Genomic DNA, 14,105 nt, shown 5'->3' on the forward strand with positions numbered 1-14,105 from the left:
GTATCGATAAATACCCTCGAATATGATACCATCGGATAGTCGCTGTACACTGCTCTGGAAGAACGCTCTCGAATCCACCGGAGGCGGCTTCGGATGAGCGAGGGGCCGTTTCGGCGCGTTCTGGTGCCGATTGCGAACGAAGAGGACGCCCGAGTAACGGGCAAGGCCGTCGCCGGTCGGTTCGACGACGCCACCCTGATCCCGATCTACGTCGTCGAAAAAGCTGGCGGTGCTCCCGACGCTGCAGGCGTCGAACAGCGAGAGGAGTTCGCCGAAACCCTCTTCAAGATCTTCGAGGCGGTCATCGACGATCCCACGCTCGCTGTCGAACCCACCCTCGGATACGGGCCCGACGTCGCGGCGACGATTCTCGAGGTCGCCGACGACGAACGCGCCGACGCGATCGTCTTCGTCCCGCGCAGCGAGAGTCGGTGGCGACAGCTGCTAACGGGGGACGTTGCACGAAAATTGATCAATCGAACCGATCGACCGGTCCTGATCCTTCCGGGTGACCGAGATGAGTGACGAGGAACTCGCCAAGGACCTCGGCTTGATTCCCGCAATGACCATCGGCATCGGGACGATGATCGGGGCGGGCATCTTCGTCCTTCCCGGTGAGGCCGCCCAGGGAACCGGCCCGATCGTGGTCATTTCGTTTCTCGTCGGCGGGGTCATCGCCATGGTCAACGCCCTGTCGGTCTCGGAACTCGGAACGGCGATGCCGAAAGCCGGCGGTGCCTACTACTACGTCAACCGCGCGCTCGGCCCCTTGTTCGGCTCGATATCTGGACTGGGCGATTGGCTCGGGCTCGCGTTCGCCTCGGCCTTTTACACCATCGGATTCGGCCGCTACCTGGGCGAACTCCTCGAGTTACCCTCGATCCTGTTTCTCAGTAACGTGCAGGTAGGGGCGATCCTCGCCGGGGCGGCCTTCGTCGGCGTCAACTACATCGGCGCGAAGGAGACCGGCGGCGTCCAGACGATCATCGTCACCATTTTACTCGTGATCCTGGGAATCTTCGCGGTCGCAGGCTGGTTCGCCTTCGACTGGGCGACGGTCTCCGGAAGCGGCGGCTATACGCCGTTCGGAACCGCTGAACTCCTGCCGGCGACCGGCCTCGTCTTCGTCTCCTTCCTGGGTTACGCCAAGATCGCCACCGTCGGCGAGGAGATGAAGAACCCGGGACGGAATCTCCCAATCGCCATCGTCGGCAGCGTCGCCATCGTCACGGTACTGTACGGCATTCTCGTGACGATCATGCTCGGCGTCGTCCCGTGGCCGGATCTCGACCTCGAGGCGCCAGTCGCCCAGGCGACCGAAGTGGCGTTTCCCGGCAACTTCGCAGGTGCGGCCGCGGTGATCATGGCCCTCGGTGCGCTGCTGGCGACGGCTTCGTCGGCCAACGCCTCGATTCTGGCGTCGGCCCGGATCAACTTCGCGATGGGTCGGGACAAGATCGTCAACGACTGGCTCAACGAAATCCATCCGCGATTCGCGACACCCTACCGATCGATCGTCGTTACCGGCGGGCTGATCATCGTCTTCATCGTCGTCATGGGCGGAGACGTCAAGGTGCTCTCGGAAGCGGCGAGCGTCCTCCACCTGATCGTCTACGCCCTGATGAACGCCGCGCTGATCGTCTTCCGCGAAACCGACCACCCCGACTACGATCCAGACTTCACGGTTCCGCTGTACCCGATCGTACCGATTCTCGGATTCGTCCTGTCGCTGGGACTCATCTACTTCATGGACCTCACCTCCCAGATCCTGGCAGTGGTGTTCGTCGCCGGCGCCATTCTCTGGTACGTTCTCTACGCACGCTACCGCACGCCAATCCAGGGCGTTCTCGGCGAGTACGTCCGCGACCGGTCCGAAGAAATGCCCGACATCGCGGTTTCAGCCGCCGAGGCTGCCTCCCCCGACGCGACCGCCCCCTACAACGTGATGGTCCCCGTCTCGAACCCCCGGACCGAGGACGAACTGGTCGCCCTCGGCTGTACGATGGCCGACCAGAACGACGGCGTCGTTCACGCCGTTCACGTCGTCGAGGTCCCCGACCAGACGTCCCTCGAGTACGTGGCCAATCAGCTCGAGACGGTCGACGGCGAGTCGAGTCGGCTCCTCAAGAACGCCCGGAGGGTCGCCGCGGAGTACGACGTCGAGATCGAAACCCACACCGTGGTCTCTCACCGATCGCTCGAGGAGGTCGTCGACTCCGCTAAACGGCTGAACGCCGACACGGTCGTCATGGGCTGGAGCCCGAACCGACCGTGGACCAGCGGGCGGACCAGCGCCGGCCTCGAGGACCTCACGATGAACCTCCCCTGTGACTTCCTGGTGTTCAAAGACCGCGGGTTCGACCCCTCACGCGTGCTCGTGCCGACGGCTGGCGGGCCGGATTCGGACCTCAGCGCCGAGGCTGCCAAGGCGCTTCGAGACGTCCACGGCGCCGACGTGTCGATCTTGCACGTCGTCGACGAGGACACCGACCGGGCGAAAGGAACGGCGTTCCTCGGCACCTGGGCCGACGACCACGGGCTCGGCAACGCGACCCTCCTCGTAGAAACAGACGGCAACGTCGAGGGAGCCATCGAGCGCGCCGCGAACGATCACACGATGGTGGTCCTCGGCGCGACCAGAAAGGGGCTACTCTCCCGGCTCGTGGGCGGCTCGCTCGTGTTCGACGTCGTCGATGAGGTCGACTGTTCGGTCCTGCTCGCGGAGCGTCCGGCCAAACGGTCGCTCCGCGAACGGCTCTTCGGCCGTCCAGGAGGCGAAGCGTCGACAGAAACAGAAGAAGAAGCCGAGACAAGAACGAAATCCGGCTCCTGATCAGCGGTCGACGATCTTCTCGAGCCTCGCTCGGTGATGTGCTCGAGTCTCGCGACACAGAACGGGCCGGTCTCACGGTCTGACACCCGCGGGAACAGTCGCGGAACGACGCGTTTGCAGGTACGACTCCTGATTAGTCCAACGTGTCCAACCTGGCTCACCTGGCCCGATTGACGCCTCTTTCGCCCCCACGAAACGGTCGCTTCCCTCAGTGCGAACGGCGCAATCGGATGCTCTCGAAGCGGTGATCCGAAACCTTCGACCGCAAGCAGTCAGGAAAAAGCACTTGAAGTAGAACAACGCGTATGAGAAACGGAACGAACACATCTCACTCGCCCGCCGATAGCGGCCTCGAGCGCGGCCGAACGTACACGCACGCACGGCAGGGGCGCGTCGAAGTTACGGGTCTCTGGCAGGGAACCCGGTGGGTCGACGCGGTGGACCAGCCAAACGAGGGGGAAATGGTCGTCGTCCGCTACTTACCCCCCGACGGAGAGAGTTGGAGGGACGAACGCTCCGCGCTCCTGAACAATTTTCTCGCGGCGCTCGAGTGAGCCCGTGGCCTTCGATGCTGCACTCTCGACGCCGCACTCTCGACGCTTTCCCCTCGAAACCGAACGCTCGACGCCCTGCCCCTGACACCGTACCCCCAACGTCACGATCGAATCCCGCTGAAACCCACCCGTATCGGACGACGAAACCCAGTATCGTTATCACCGTCGCTGACACAGGTCGAGTCGTTCGATGAGGATCCGAGTCGACTGGCGCTCGAGCTGTAGCGTGACGGGGACCGTTCTCTTCTGGCTCGCTGTCCCACTAGCCGCGCCGCTCGCGCTCGCGGCCCTCGACGGCGACGAGACGATTCCGTTCGTCGTCGCCATCGCCTGCACCGTCGCCGTCGGCACGCTGCTCGAGCGCCTGACCGACGAGCGCGACCTCGGTCAGCGCGAGGCGTTCCTGATGGTCGCGCTGACGTGGTTCGGAGTCGCGCTGATCGGCGCGATTCCGTTCGTCCTGCTGGGATTGGGTGCTGACCCCGCCTCCGCCTTTTCTGGCCGACTCGAGGGACCGGTCAACGCGATGTTCGAGAGCATGAGCGGCCTGACCACGACGGGCGCGACGGTGATGAGCGGCTGGGACTTCACGAACCAGCCGCGCTCGATCCTGCTCTGGCGACAGATCCAGCAGTGGCTCGGCGGGTTGGGCATTCTGATCGTCGCCATCGGCCTGCTCTCGAACCTGATGGTCGGGGGTGCACAGCTGATGGAGACCGAGACCCAGACCCAGACGGTCACGAAGCTCACCCCGGAAATCGAGAGCACGGCACGGCTCATCTGGGGACTCTACGTCGGGCTGACGGTTGCGGCGGCGGCGATTTTCTACGCGTTTCATCTCCTCGGTCTGGCGCCGGAGATGGACCTCTTCAACGCGATTTCTCACGCGCTGACGAGCGTCTCGACGGCTGGCTTCTCGCCCGAACCGGATAGCATCGGGGCGTTCACGCCGATCGTGCAGTGGACGATGATCCCGATCATGATCGTCGGCGCGACGAACTTCGTGTTGCTCTACGCGGTCGCCCGCGGGTCGTACACACGGCCGCTCGAGTCCGAGGAGTTTCGCTTCTACATCGGCGTCATCGCCGTCTTCGGAGCGCTCGTCTCGCTCCTTATCGGCCTCGCCGGGGACACAGTAGGCGTCGAGGCGACGCTCAGACACGGCCTGTTCAACGTCGTCTCGATGGTGACGACGACGGGGTACGCCTCGGTAAACTTCGACCTCTGGAATCCCGGCGCGAAACACATCCTCTTTCTGGGGATGTTCGTCGGCGGCATGGCCGGCAGTACGACCTGCTCGATCAAGTCCCTGCGCTGGCTCGTGATCCTGAAAGGATTGGCTCGCAACCTCTTTCTCTCCATCCACCCGCGAGCGGTCAGACCCGTCCGACTCGGCGATACCGTCGTCGACGAGGACACGATCAACGACATCTTCGCCTACGTGATGCTCGCGATCATCATTTTCTTCCTGTTGACCATCTTCATCGTTGTCGACGCGGCGCGCGACGGGATCACCGTCTCGGAATTCGAGGCCCTCGGCGCGGCCGCCTCCATCTTCCTCAACATCGGGCCCGCGTTCGGCCTGGCTGGTCCGTTCGAAAACTACGCCGGTTTTCCGCTGTTCACGCGCTTCGTCATGATCTTCATGATGTGGATAGGTCGCATCGAGATTATCCCCGTTCTCGTCCTCTTACTCCCGGCGTACTGGCGCTCGTAGACTCGAGGGCGAGCGCCCGAGGTATCTTGCCCCTCGAGGACGAATCGAGCCTATGGTTCGACTCGCACTCATCGCCCACGACGAGAAGAAGGACGACCTCATCGCCTTCGCTCGCGAGTACGAGGACGTGCTCGCCGACTACGACCTCATCGCGACGGGAACGACCGGCAAACGCCTCCTCGAGGCGACCGACCTCGAGATCGAACGGAAGGAGTCGGGACCGCTCGGCGGCGACCTGATGATCGGCAGCGAGGTGGCCCAGGACCTTCTCGACGGGATCGTCTTCCTGCGCGATCCGCTCACGGCCCAACCGCACGAACCCGACATCTCGGCACTCTTGCGGATCTGTGACGTCCACGACACCGCCCTGGCGACGAATCTCGCGAGTGCCCGATACCTGCTCGAGGGAATCGACGACGTATCATAAGTTACTGTACTATTTCACTAATATGTCGACAAACATATACTCATACTCTCGATTTTATCGCCCCTCCGCTTCGACGATACAAGGGTCGACCATATAGCCGTTATAGAGCTAATTACGGCAGAATCTGAACTTCATCGACCTTGTACGCTGGCCGTACGGGATCCCCGACGTCGAAGACTGCTGCTGGCCTTTTTCAGAAGTATACGCCGTCAAAGCCGATTCCTCTCGATCGACGTCACCGGCGCCAATTTCCGTTCTCGATACAGAAATACCATACTTTGGTCAATTATTTAATTCCGATAAATGACCAATCCAGGCCGAACGCGCCGTATTACGTTAGTAACTGACACACTATTACATAGCTATGCTCGTAATCTATACTAATTCATCACGCTTTCAGCGCGAACGCCCGGTCGGCTAGTCGCGAACTGGCGGACGGGCCACCGGCCAGCGAGAACGGACTCACTCGAGGGGTGTTCCATCGACGAACAATCGACAGCCAGCGTCCCGTTCGCCGGCGTACCCCTCGTAGTACTCAATCAGCTGGAAGAGGACGCCCGTGGGATTCGCCGGGGAGACGAACGCCTCGCCCCAAGTCTCGAACTCGTTGTAGTCGATGACCGACACCTCGGCCGCCTCCAGTGCCTCGACTGCGGCCTCGAGATCGGCCACCTCGAGGGTGACGTGGTGGAGGCCGGGGCCGTGTTCCTTGAGGTAGTCGGTCAGGAAGGACTCCGACCCCGGTCGCGGGGCGATGAGTTCGAGTCGGGAGGCGCCGCCGAGCACGTAGGTCGCCCAGGTGAATGACCCGTACTTGCTCGGCTCCTCGTGAATCTTCTCACAGCCGAGGGCGAACAGGAGCGGTTCGGCCTCCGGAATGGATTCGACGGCGATTCCGGTGTGATCGACGCGCATCGGCGGCAGGTCGTCCCCGTCCATACGTCGGAACGTCTCTCGAGAACGATAATCGTTTGGGATGTCGCCGTCGCGCTCCCTGCGGCGTCGAGTCCGGATCCCAAGCCGGGCCACCGTCTTCCGGGCGGGGCTCTCACTCGAGTCGTCTTCGCCGCGCTGGGAGCCGTGCGACGCAACTGAGACCCCCCTCCGAGCACGCCCTGAGGCGTGCCGTTACAGCAACCTATAACACGCTTCCGTCCGTCGGTTTTCGTGCATGAGCTACACGGGTCCAATGGACCTCTACATCGACGGCGAATGGGCCGACGGCGAAGACAGCGGGCAGATCGAGACGGTCGACCCCGCGAACGAGACGACCTACGCGACGGTCGCGGCGGCTGGCGAAGCAGACGTCGACGCCGCCGTGTCGGCGGCCGACGCCGCGCTCGAGCGCGGAAGCGAGTGGGCTTCGCTCGACCCCGCCGAGCGGGCGGCGTACTTGCAGGCATTCGCGGACCAGCTCGAGGACTGGAAGGACGAAATCGCGCTCGTCGAATCCCACGACAACGGCAAGACGCAGTTCGAGGCGACCCTCGAGGTCGGGATGGTCATCGACACGTTCCGGTACTACGCCGGCTGGGCGGACAAGCTCGCGGGCGATCAGATTCCCGTCCCCGGTGACCGCCTCGATTACACCATCCGAGAGCCCGTCGGCGTGACGGGCCACATCGTCCCGTGGAACTACCCGTTCCAGCTAGCGGGACGCAGTCTCGCCCCGGCACTCGCCTGTGGCAACACCGCCGTGGTCAAGCCCTCGAGCCAGACGCCCCTCTCCGCGCTGTACTACGCGAAGGCCGCCGAAGAAGTCGGGCTTCCCGACGGCGTGCTCAACGTCGTTCCCGGCCGTGGAAGCGTCGCCGGGGCGGCGCTGGCCGAACACGAGGGCGTCGACCACGTGGCCTTCACTGGCAGCACGGAAATCGGCAAGCGCGTGATGGGCCAGGCCGCCGACAGCGTCACCGGTGTTACGCTCGAACTCGGCGGGAAAGGACCAAACATTATCTTCCCCGACGCGGACCTCGAGGCCGCATCGAAGGGCGTCCACTACGGCATCTTCATGAACGCTGGGCAGATGTGCTGGGCTGGCTCCCGACTCGTCGTCCACGAGGACGTCCACGACGAGGTCGTCGAGAGCGTCGTCGCCGGCGCCGAGAACACGCCGCTCGGGAACGGCATCGACGACGACGCGCGAATGGGCCCGCTCGTCAGCGAGAGTCACCGTGACGAGGTCGCCGACTACGTCGAAACCGGCCTCGAGGAGGGCGCGACCGTCGCGACCGGCGGCGAGGTCCCTGACCGGGAGGGCTACTTCCTCGAGCCGACCGTGTTGACTGACGTGACCAACGACATGACCGTTGCCCGCGAGGAGATTTTCGGACCAGTGCTCTCGGTCATCGAGGTTGAGAGCGAGGAGGAGGCGCTCGAGGTCGCCAACGACTCGCCCTACGGCCTGCTCGCCGGCGTCTGGACAAACGACCTCTCGCGGGCCCACCGCTTCGCCCGCGACCTCGAGTACGGGATGGTGAGCGTCAACGAGTATCCCGTCACCTTCCCACAGACGCCGTTCGGCGGGGTCAAAGAGAGCGGCGAGGGCCGCGAGCAGGGCGCCGAAGCCATCGGCGAGTACACGCAGGCGAAGAACGTGAACATCAACTTCGAGTAGCAGGGCGAACGGCCGCGGTCGTCGCCCGGCGCCGATTCAGTCGGTTTGGTGCTATCCGAATCAGCGGTGGTCGTACACCCGCTTGACCTTCCCAACCTCGGTTCGTTCGATCGAGCCGTACTCCACGAGGTCTAGCGTGTCGGGAGTCAACGAGAGCGTGCTCGAGATCGCCTCGAGCAACCGTTCTCGGAGCGCTTCTTCGTCCCCATCGAACCCACGCTCGAGTTCCACCGTCAACTCGAGTCGGTCGAGCGCGCCCTCGCGATACAGGTCGATCCGGTACTGGGGCGCCATGGCGTCGAACTCGAGGATCACGGCCTCGAGTTGGCTGGGATAGAGGTTGACGCCACGGACGATTAGCAGGTCGTCGGCGCGGCCGGTGACGCCGTCCATTCGGATCGTGGTTCGACCGCAGTCACAGGGCGCTTCGATCAGGGTGGTCATGTCGCCGGTCCGGTATCGAAGCACGGGCAGGGCCTCCTTCGTGAGCGAGGTGAGCACGAGTTCGCCCTCCTCGCCAGGCGGCAATGGGTCGCCGGAGTCGGGATCGACCACCTCGGGGTAGAAGTGGTCGGTCTGGATGTGCAGCCCGTCCTGGGCGTGAGCGCACTCGACGGCGACGCCGGGCCCAATCAGCTCCGAGAGGCCGTAGTTCTCGATCCCCGTGACGCCGAGCCGGTCCTCGATGGCCTCTCGCATCGGCTCGGTGCAGGGCTCGGCGCCGTAGAGGACGACCGACAGCGGGAGTTCCCGCGGATCGATACCCATCTCCTCGGCCCGTTCCGCGAAGTACAGCGCGTAGGAGGGCGTACAACAGAGCGCGTCGCTCTCGAGGTCCGCGGCGAGTTCGACCTGGCGCTGGGTGTTGCCGCTGCTCGCCGGAATCACCGTCGCCCCGAGCGACTCCGCTCCGGCGTGAAAGCCGAGGCCGCCGGTGAAGAGCCCGTAGCCGTAGGCGTTCTGGACCGTATCGCCTGCGTCTAGGTTGGCGGCCCACATCGCTCGTTCCATCACCTCGTTCCAGAGCTCGAGGTCGCCCGCGGTGTAGGCGACGATCTTCGGCTTTCCGGTGGTCCCCGAGGAGGCGTGGATGCGGACGACGTCTTCGTCGTCGACGGCGAACAGGCCGTCGGGGTAGGTGTCTCGAAAGTCGGCTTTCGTCGTGAACGGCAGTTTGGTGACGTCCTCGAGCGTCTCGATGTCGTCGGCCGTGACGCCAGCTGCTGTGAGCCGCTCCTCGTAAAATGGGACGTTTTCGCAAACGCGTTCGACGGTCTCACGGAGCCGCTTTGTCTGCTGTTCCCGGCGTTCCTCCCGCGGGAGCCGTTCGTCGGATGCGACCATGCTGTCTCGAGGGGACGAAGGGGAGGCCTATAGTTCTTGGCGCCCCGGGGGGTCGCCGCACGCGGGTGGTTTGTGCGTCGGCGAGCGTTACGATTCCCGCGCGACCCGCTACTCTGCCGCTCTGCGACTCCATCACTCGAGTCCTCGTCGCTCAGTCGACCGTCTCCGTTACTCGAACTTCTCGAACGGCTGCTGGCACTCGTTGCAGTAGTGCATCGAGCGACACAGCGACGGGCCTTTCGGATGCTCGCGGACGGTGTCCGTCGACTCGCAGTACGGACACTCCGCTCCCGACGCCTCGCCGCTCGTCATCACGGATGGATCTGTCTCGCGCATATTAGACGCTCAACCCGAACTCTCGCAGGTCGGATCGGCCCTGTTCGGTCACCATCTCGATGGTCCAGCCGGGACTCCAGACGAGGCGGAGGTCGACCGACTCGACGCCGTCGACGTCCGCGACGGTCTCTCGGATCTCGTCCTGGAGCATGTCCCGTGCGGGACAGCCAGAGTACGTCAGCGTCATGTCGACGGTCGCGTGGCCGTCCTCGACTACGAGCCCGTAGATCAGGCCGAGGTCGACGATGCTGACCGGCATCTCGGGATCCTCGACCCCGTAGAGGGCGTCCCAGACGGCGGCTTCGACGCCCGTCGCGCCCTCGCCGGTCGCCGGGAGGTCCTCGACGGCCTCGCCGGATCGGTAGTCGGTGTACGAACACGGGGTCGCCTCGTTCTCAGCGTCCAGGTCCGGGTCGAACCCGGTTTCGAGGCCGTCGTCGGTTCCGTCGACTCCCTCGGTCGGTGGGTCGGCCTCGAGCGTGGCATCGGCGTCAACGTCGACATCGGATGGTGTGTTACGGTTCATTGTGGTTGGTAGCAGTGGGTACGGGACGGGTGCCTGGAGGCGTTACTCCGGTTTCTCCATGATCTTCGTCGCCCCCGAGCGACCCAGTTCGCGGTAGGTGCTGGTGAACTCCTCGCGGAGGTCCGCCCAGACGTCGGTGTGGTCGCCGTCGCGTCCGCGCGGAACGTCCGGGTCGAGGTCGAGGACATCGTCTTCGCCGATCGGCACGTCGAGTCCCAGTCCCTCGAGGAACGGCACGACCTCGCTCGCCCAGTCGGTGGCCAGCTCCTCGAGCGTGGCGTCGCGGAAGCCGGCCTCCTCGATTGTCGCCTCGGTTTCGTCGTCGACGGGGGCGAACAGGGTCAGTGCGTACGGGAACAGCCGGTCGACGGCCTGCTGGAGGCGTTCTCGGCCGCCGTCGTCTGCGTCGTCGTCAGCAAGCCGTTCCATCCAGTTCTGGGCGTGTTCCAGGTGGTAGCGCTCCTCGGCCTGAATCTTGCCGACGCGGTCGGCGAGTTTCGGGTACGCCGAGTCCTCGAGCGCCTCGAGGCGGCGCTTCTCCGCCACGTCGTAGAGGTAGTGACGGACGATGGCGTCGGCCCAGTCGCCCCCGGGGAACGGCCGTTCGACGAGGGTGCTGTGGCGCCAGGCGTCAGCCTCGCGCTCGTAGATGAGTTCGTGCTCCTCGTAGCCCAGGTCCTCGAGCACGTCGTACCAGAGGCGGGCGTGGCCCAGTTCGTCCTGGGCGTTGTTCGACAGCGCGAGGTCGGACTCGAGGGTTGGCGAGCGGACCTGCCACTCGGTGTAGCGCTCGGCGAGGACGAACTCGTCGTCCGCCAACCGGAGCAACAGCGCCTCGAGCGCGTCTCGTTCGTCGGCCGAGAGGTCGTCGGTCGTGACGGGTTCAGCACTCGCCATCAGTCGTCACCCTGCGCTTTCGAGCGCTGTCGTTCGGCGGCTTCCTGTTCCTTGTCCGATTCGATGACCTCGGCGGCGTGATCGACGTCGGACTTGTAGGTCGGCCCCCAGCGGTAGCTCTTGTCGGTCGTGCCGCCGAAGGAGGTCTCGTCGGCGTCGATTTCCGCGACCTCTTCCTTCGGGACGACCCAGAGGCTGTTGGTCGCCTTGCGCCGTCCGTGCTGGATGGCTGCAAACTGCCTGGCCATCTCGCGGTCGGGCGCGTGGACGTTGCCACAGTGGGTGTGGTATCCACCTTGCTCTTCCTGTCGGAATACTTCCCAGATCATGGTCAGTCAGCCGCCTGTGGTTTCGGGCTGCCGGTCGGTCGGTTCTCCCACTCGAGGCTATCGCGGACCCACTGGACGGCGTCCTGGGCCTGCTTACGGCCGTTGATCTGGCCGAGACCGGGCTCGTAGTCGTTCTTCGCGATCTGGAAGAACTCGTCCCAGTCCAGGTCGTCCTCGACGACCTCGTAGCCGTTGTCGGTTTCGCGGATACGTGGCTCGTCGGGAATTTCGAGCCCGTAGCGCTCGGCCTTCGGGATGTACTCCCGGAGGAACATCGAGCGCAGGTCGTCATTGGACTGCGCTTTGAGCCCCACCGCGGCGGAGAAGTCGTGGTGGGTGCTCTTGTCGTTGGTCGGCCCGAAGAACTGGATGATCCGGGGCCACCAGGTCTCGAAGGCCTCCTGGGTCATCTCCTGTTCTTTCTTCGAGCCGGTCATCAGCTCCGCGAGGATGCTCTCGCCGTGTTTGACGTGGAACCCCTCCTCGAAGCACACCTTGTCCATGGCGTGGGCGTAGGGCTCCCAGCTGGTGCGTCGCAGCGTCGCCTGGCGGCGCATCGCAGCGCCGTCGACGAAGAAGGCGATCATCGGCGTCTCGACCCAGCTGTCCATCGGGTAGTGGAAGCAGTTGAGGAACTTCCCCTTCCCGTTGGCCAGGTCGTCGAGCATCTCCTCGCGCGTCTTCACGCCCAGCGACTCCGCCGCACGGTAGAGCAACTGCCCGTGGCCGATCTCGTCCTGCACCTTCGCCGAGAAGGCCAGTTTGCGGTCGATACTCGGTGCCTGTCGAATGAACGGCCGCTCGAGGTATGCCCCCATGATCTCGCTGTTGGCGTGGAACTCGATCATCCGGGTGGCAGCCTCCCGGTACTCGAGGGGCATGTCGTCCGCGGGGCTAAACTCCCGCGGCCCGGCCCGTTCTTTGACGGTGTCGATGTCCATCGTTCATTATACTACACGTCGTTTCGACCCTTAGCAGTTGACCGCCACATGACGGGGTTTTAAATACTCTCGCGCGTATTTTTCTGCATGATCGAGGAGTGTCTCGCCGTCGAATTCCGGGTGCAGCACGACGATTGCCCGCTCGCCGAGGCGACGAAGTCGGTCGACCTCGAGGTCCACGCCCAGGCGCCACAGCTGCGGGCCGACGGCTACGATCTGCTGCAGTTTAGCTCGCCGCGAAACGACCACTTCGTCGAGACGCTCGACGCCGACGACCGCATCCGCTACCTCCACGTCACCGAGGTCGACGGGCGGTACCGATTCCGGTGTCTCTCGAAGCAGCCCTGCGTGGTCCACGACCTGATCAACGGCGGCCTGATCGTCGAGACGCTCCGCTACCGCAACGGTGCCGCCACGGTCTTCGGGGCCGTCGTCGGTCGGGACGTGCTCAAGAACGTGATGGAGACCGCGGGCGACACCGTCGGCGTGCGCCTCGAGCGCGTCTATCCCATGGAGTCGGAGGCCCAGGAGGCGCCGAGCCAGCAGTGGGACCTGACGCCCGCCCAGGAGGAGTGTCTCCGGGTGGCCATGGAGCTGGGATACTTCGAGATCCCGCGGGGGACGAGTTCGGAGGCGGTGGCGACGGAACTGGGGATCAGCAAGTCGGCGTTCCTCGAGCGGCTGCGCCGGGCGGAAGAGGCGCTGTTTCGACAGATTTTCGCGTGAGGTGGTTCGTCGCTCGTTGTGCTCGTCGTCAGAGTCGTGTTCGGCACCTCGAGGCGGGTCTCGAGACACGCTTCGACGAGGACCGGTTTTAGATCGACTCGATCGATCACCCGAGAATGTACACGCGACCGCGGAACGTCGCAATCCGATCGCCGGCCTCGTCGGTAACGATTACCTCGTACTCCGCGGTGCGACCGGTGACGTGGGTCTCCTCCGCTGTCGCCGTCAGGACGTCGCCCACGTCCACCGCCTCGAGGTAGGAGATGTTCGTCTCGAGGGCCACGGCGGTATCCCCGTGCGAGTTAGAGGCGGCCGCGAACGCCGCGTCGGCCAGTGAGTAGACCGCCCCGCCGTGGGGCGTCCCGTGGAAGTTCGTCAGGTCCTCGGTGACCTCGAGTTCGGTCCGGGCGAGGCCGGGTTCGAAGTCGACGAGGTCGATGCCGAGGGTGGCACAGTAGGGATCGCTCTCGATGTGCTCGCGCAGCGCGTCGGTGTCTGCCATACCCACAGCCAGTGTGGTCGGGTGGCAAGAAACTACTGGTGGGGGCAACCGAACGTCGGGAGGGACGTCGGCTCGAGCGATACGGGAGACGAGGCACGGATCGACCGGTGATCGATCACGAGAACCACAGACACGACGAAGGTCGGCCACGAACACGGCGACAAATACGACGAAAGCCCTCTCGGCGCGAGCGTCGTTCGCCCTTTCAGTCCGCCAGGACGGACGCCAGCTATTCCCCGAGTCGCACGGCCCGCTATCGCGGGCACGTGCTTCCGGCCACCGTACGTTCTGGTCCATGGCCGCATTGCCGGACTGGCGCGACTCCCTCTCGACTAGCTCCCCGGTTCGGGCTGGTC

The 14,105-nt window shown here is 64.5% G+C and carries 15 protein-coding genes; 7 read left to right on the forward strand and 8 right to left on the reverse strand.

What is annotated here, in order from left to right; translation table 11 throughout:
* The first annotated feature begins 93 nt into the window (after nt 1-93).
* The 5 genes from ACFQS4_RS08285 (at nt 94) to ACFQS4_RS08305 (ending at nt 5,531) form a co-directional block, all read left to right on the forward strand.
* Nucleotides 94-525, forward strand: a complete 432-nt coding sequence (locus ACFQS4_RS08285) for a universal stress protein (RefSeq protein ID WP_497901059.1) — start codon at nt 94-96, stop codon at nt 523-525.
* The gene (locus tag ACFQS4_RS08290) at nt 518-2,833 is read left to right on the forward strand and encodes an amino acid permease (RefSeq protein WP_497901060.1); all 2,316 of its coding nucleotides are present in this window, start codon (nt 518-520) and stop codon (nt 2,831-2,833) included. Before ACFQS4_RS08285 ends, ACFQS4_RS08290 begins: the two co-directional genes overlap by 8 nt.
* 305 nt (nt 2,834-3,138) lie before the next feature.
* On the forward strand, nt 3,139-3,387 hold the full coding sequence (locus ACFQS4_RS08295; protein WP_497901061.1) for a hypothetical protein: 249 nt from the start codon (nt 3,139-3,141) through the stop codon (nt 3,385-3,387).
* 190 nt (nt 3,388-3,577) lie between these two features.
* A complete protein-coding gene (locus tag ACFQS4_RS08300) occupies nt 3,578-5,104 on the forward strand; it encodes a TrkH family potassium uptake protein (RefSeq protein ID WP_497901062.1) in 1,527 nt (508 codons plus the stop codon).
* A gap of 52 nt (nt 5,105-5,156) precedes the next feature.
* A complete protein-coding gene (locus ACFQS4_RS08305; protein WP_497901063.1) occupies nt 5,157-5,531 on the forward strand; it encodes a methylglyoxal synthase in 375 nt (124 codons plus the stop codon).
* Nucleotides 5,532-5,993: 462 nt separating this feature from the next.
* On the opposite strand, the gene ACFQS4_RS08310 is transcribed toward ACFQS4_RS08305, so the two are convergent.
* The gene (locus tag ACFQS4_RS08310) at nt 5,994-6,470 is read right to left on the reverse strand and encodes a VOC family protein (RefSeq protein ID WP_497901064.1); all 477 of its coding nucleotides are present in this window, start codon (nt 6,468-6,470) and stop codon (nt 5,994-5,996) included.
* Between the two features lie 232 nt (nt 6,471-6,702).
* On the opposite strand from ACFQS4_RS08310, the gene ACFQS4_RS08315 reads away from it, so the two are divergent.
* Nucleotides 6,703-8,148 (forward strand): aldehyde dehydrogenase family protein, encoded by a 1,446-nt coding sequence (locus tag ACFQS4_RS08315; protein WP_497901065.1) that lies wholly within the window; start codon nt 6,703-6,705, stop codon nt 8,146-8,148.
* A 60-nt stretch (nt 8,149-8,208) separates the two neighbouring features.
* On the opposite strand, the gene paaK is transcribed toward ACFQS4_RS08315, so the two are convergent.
* From paaK to paaA, 6 genes are all read right to left on the reverse strand, one after another.
* Nucleotides 8,209-9,492: a phenylacetate--CoA ligase PaaK gene (paaK, locus tag ACFQS4_RS08320; RefSeq protein WP_497901066.1), complete on the reverse strand. Its 1,284-nt coding sequence runs from the start codon at nt 9,490-9,492 to the stop codon at nt 8,209-8,211.
* A 168-nt stretch (nt 9,493-9,660) separates the two neighbouring features.
* Nucleotides 9,661-9,828: a 1,2-phenylacetyl-CoA epoxidase subunit PaaE gene (gene paaE, locus ACFQS4_RS08325; protein WP_305882370.1), complete on the reverse strand. Its 168-nt coding sequence runs from the start codon at nt 9,826-9,828 to the stop codon at nt 9,661-9,663.
* Between the two features lies 1 nt (nt 9,829).
* Entirely contained in the window at nt 9,830-10,234 is a 405-nt protein-coding gene (paaD, locus tag ACFQS4_RS08330) for a 1,2-phenylacetyl-CoA epoxidase subunit PaaD (protein WP_497903168.1), read from the reverse strand.
* Nucleotides 10,235-10,396: 162 nt separating this feature from the next.
* Nucleotides 10,397-11,251: a 1,2-phenylacetyl-CoA epoxidase subunit PaaC gene (gene paaC / locus ACFQS4_RS08335; protein WP_497901067.1), complete on the reverse strand. Its 855-nt coding sequence runs from the start codon at nt 11,249-11,251 to the stop codon at nt 10,397-10,399.
* Entirely contained in the window at nt 11,251-11,580 is a 330-nt protein-coding gene (gene paaB, locus ACFQS4_RS08340; RefSeq protein WP_253434174.1) for a 1,2-phenylacetyl-CoA epoxidase subunit PaaB, read from the reverse strand. Before paaB ends, paaC begins: the two co-directional genes overlap by 1 nt.
* A gap of 2 nt (nt 11,581-11,582) precedes the next feature.
* Nucleotides 11,583-12,521 (reverse strand): 1,2-phenylacetyl-CoA epoxidase subunit PaaA, encoded by a 939-nt coding sequence (gene paaA / locus ACFQS4_RS08345; RefSeq protein ID WP_497901068.1) that lies wholly within the window; start codon nt 12,519-12,521, stop codon nt 11,583-11,585.
* 87 nt (nt 12,522-12,608) lie between these two features.
* Here paaA and ACFQS4_RS08350 point away from each other — a divergent pair, with 87 nt between their 5' ends.
* On the forward strand, nt 12,609-13,247 hold the full coding sequence (locus ACFQS4_RS08350; RefSeq protein WP_497901069.1) for a helix-turn-helix domain-containing protein: 639 nt from the start codon (nt 12,609-12,611) through the stop codon (nt 13,245-13,247).
* A gap of 106 nt (nt 13,248-13,353) precedes the next feature.
* Here the strand turns inward: ACFQS4_RS08350 and paaI are convergent, their stop codons facing one another.
* Complete coding sequence (gene paaI, locus ACFQS4_RS08355; RefSeq protein ID WP_497901070.1) at nt 13,354-13,749, reverse strand: hydroxyphenylacetyl-CoA thioesterase PaaI; 396 nt, start codon at nt 13,747-13,749, stop codon at nt 13,354-13,356.
* Nucleotides 13,750-14,105 lie beyond the last annotated feature (356 nt).

This window comes from Saliphagus sp. GCM10025317 (assembly GCF_042663665.1).
Lineage (GTDB): Archaea > Halobacteriota > Halobacteria > Halobacteriales > Natrialbaceae > Natronosalvus.

What these genes read in the sequence shown, in the direction of transcription:
- ACFQS4_RS08285 (WP_497901059.1), top strand. Translation starts at nt 94, where the DNA reads ATGAGCGAGGGGCCGTTTCGGCGCGTTCTGGTGCCGATTGCGAACGAA.
- ACFQS4_RS08290 (WP_497901060.1), top strand. Translation starts at nt 518, where the DNA reads ATGAGTGACGAGGAACTCGCCAAGGACCTCGGCTTGATTCCCGCAATG.
- ACFQS4_RS08295 (WP_497901061.1), top strand. Translation starts at nt 3,139, where the DNA reads ATGAGAAACGGAACGAACACATCTCACTCGCCCGCCGATAGCGGCCTC.
- ACFQS4_RS08300 (WP_497901062.1), top strand. Translation starts at nt 3,578, where the DNA reads ATGAGGATCCGAGTCGACTGGCGCTCGAGCTGTAGCGTGACGGGGACC.
- ACFQS4_RS08305 (WP_497901063.1), top strand. Translation starts at nt 5,157, where the DNA reads ATGGTTCGACTCGCACTCATCGCCCACGACGAGAAGAAGGACGACCTC.
- ACFQS4_RS08310 (WP_497901064.1), bottom strand. Translation starts at nt 6,470, where the DNA reads ATGGACGGGGACGACCTGCCGCCGATGCGCGTCGATCACACCGGAATC.
- ACFQS4_RS08315 (WP_497901065.1), top strand. Translation starts at nt 6,703, where the DNA reads ATGAGCTACACGGGTCCAATGGACCTCTACATCGACGGCGAATGGGCC.
- paaK (WP_497901066.1), bottom strand. Translation starts at nt 9,492, where the DNA reads ATGGTCGCATCCGACGAACGGCTCCCGCGGGAGGAACGCCGGGAACAG.
- paaE (WP_305882370.1), bottom strand. Translation starts at nt 9,828, where the DNA reads ATGCGCGAGACAGATCCATCCGTGATGACGAGCGGCGAGGCGTCGGGA.
- paaC (WP_497901067.1), bottom strand. Translation starts at nt 11,251, where the DNA reads ATGGCGAGTGCTGAACCCGTCACGACCGACGACCTCTCGGCCGACGAA.
- paaB (WP_253434174.1), bottom strand. Translation starts at nt 11,580, where the DNA reads ATGATCTGGGAAGTATTCCGACAGGAAGAGCAAGGTGGATACCACACC.
- paaA (WP_497901068.1), bottom strand. Translation starts at nt 12,521, where the DNA reads ATGGACATCGACACCGTCAAAGAACGGGCCGGGCCGCGGGAGTTTAGC.
- ACFQS4_RS08350 (WP_497901069.1), top strand. Translation starts at nt 12,609, where the DNA reads ATGATCGAGGAGTGTCTCGCCGTCGAATTCCGGGTGCAGCACGACGAT.
- paaI (WP_497901070.1), bottom strand. Translation starts at nt 13,749, where the DNA reads ATGGCAGACACCGACGCGCTGCGCGAGCACATCGAGAGCGATCCCTAC.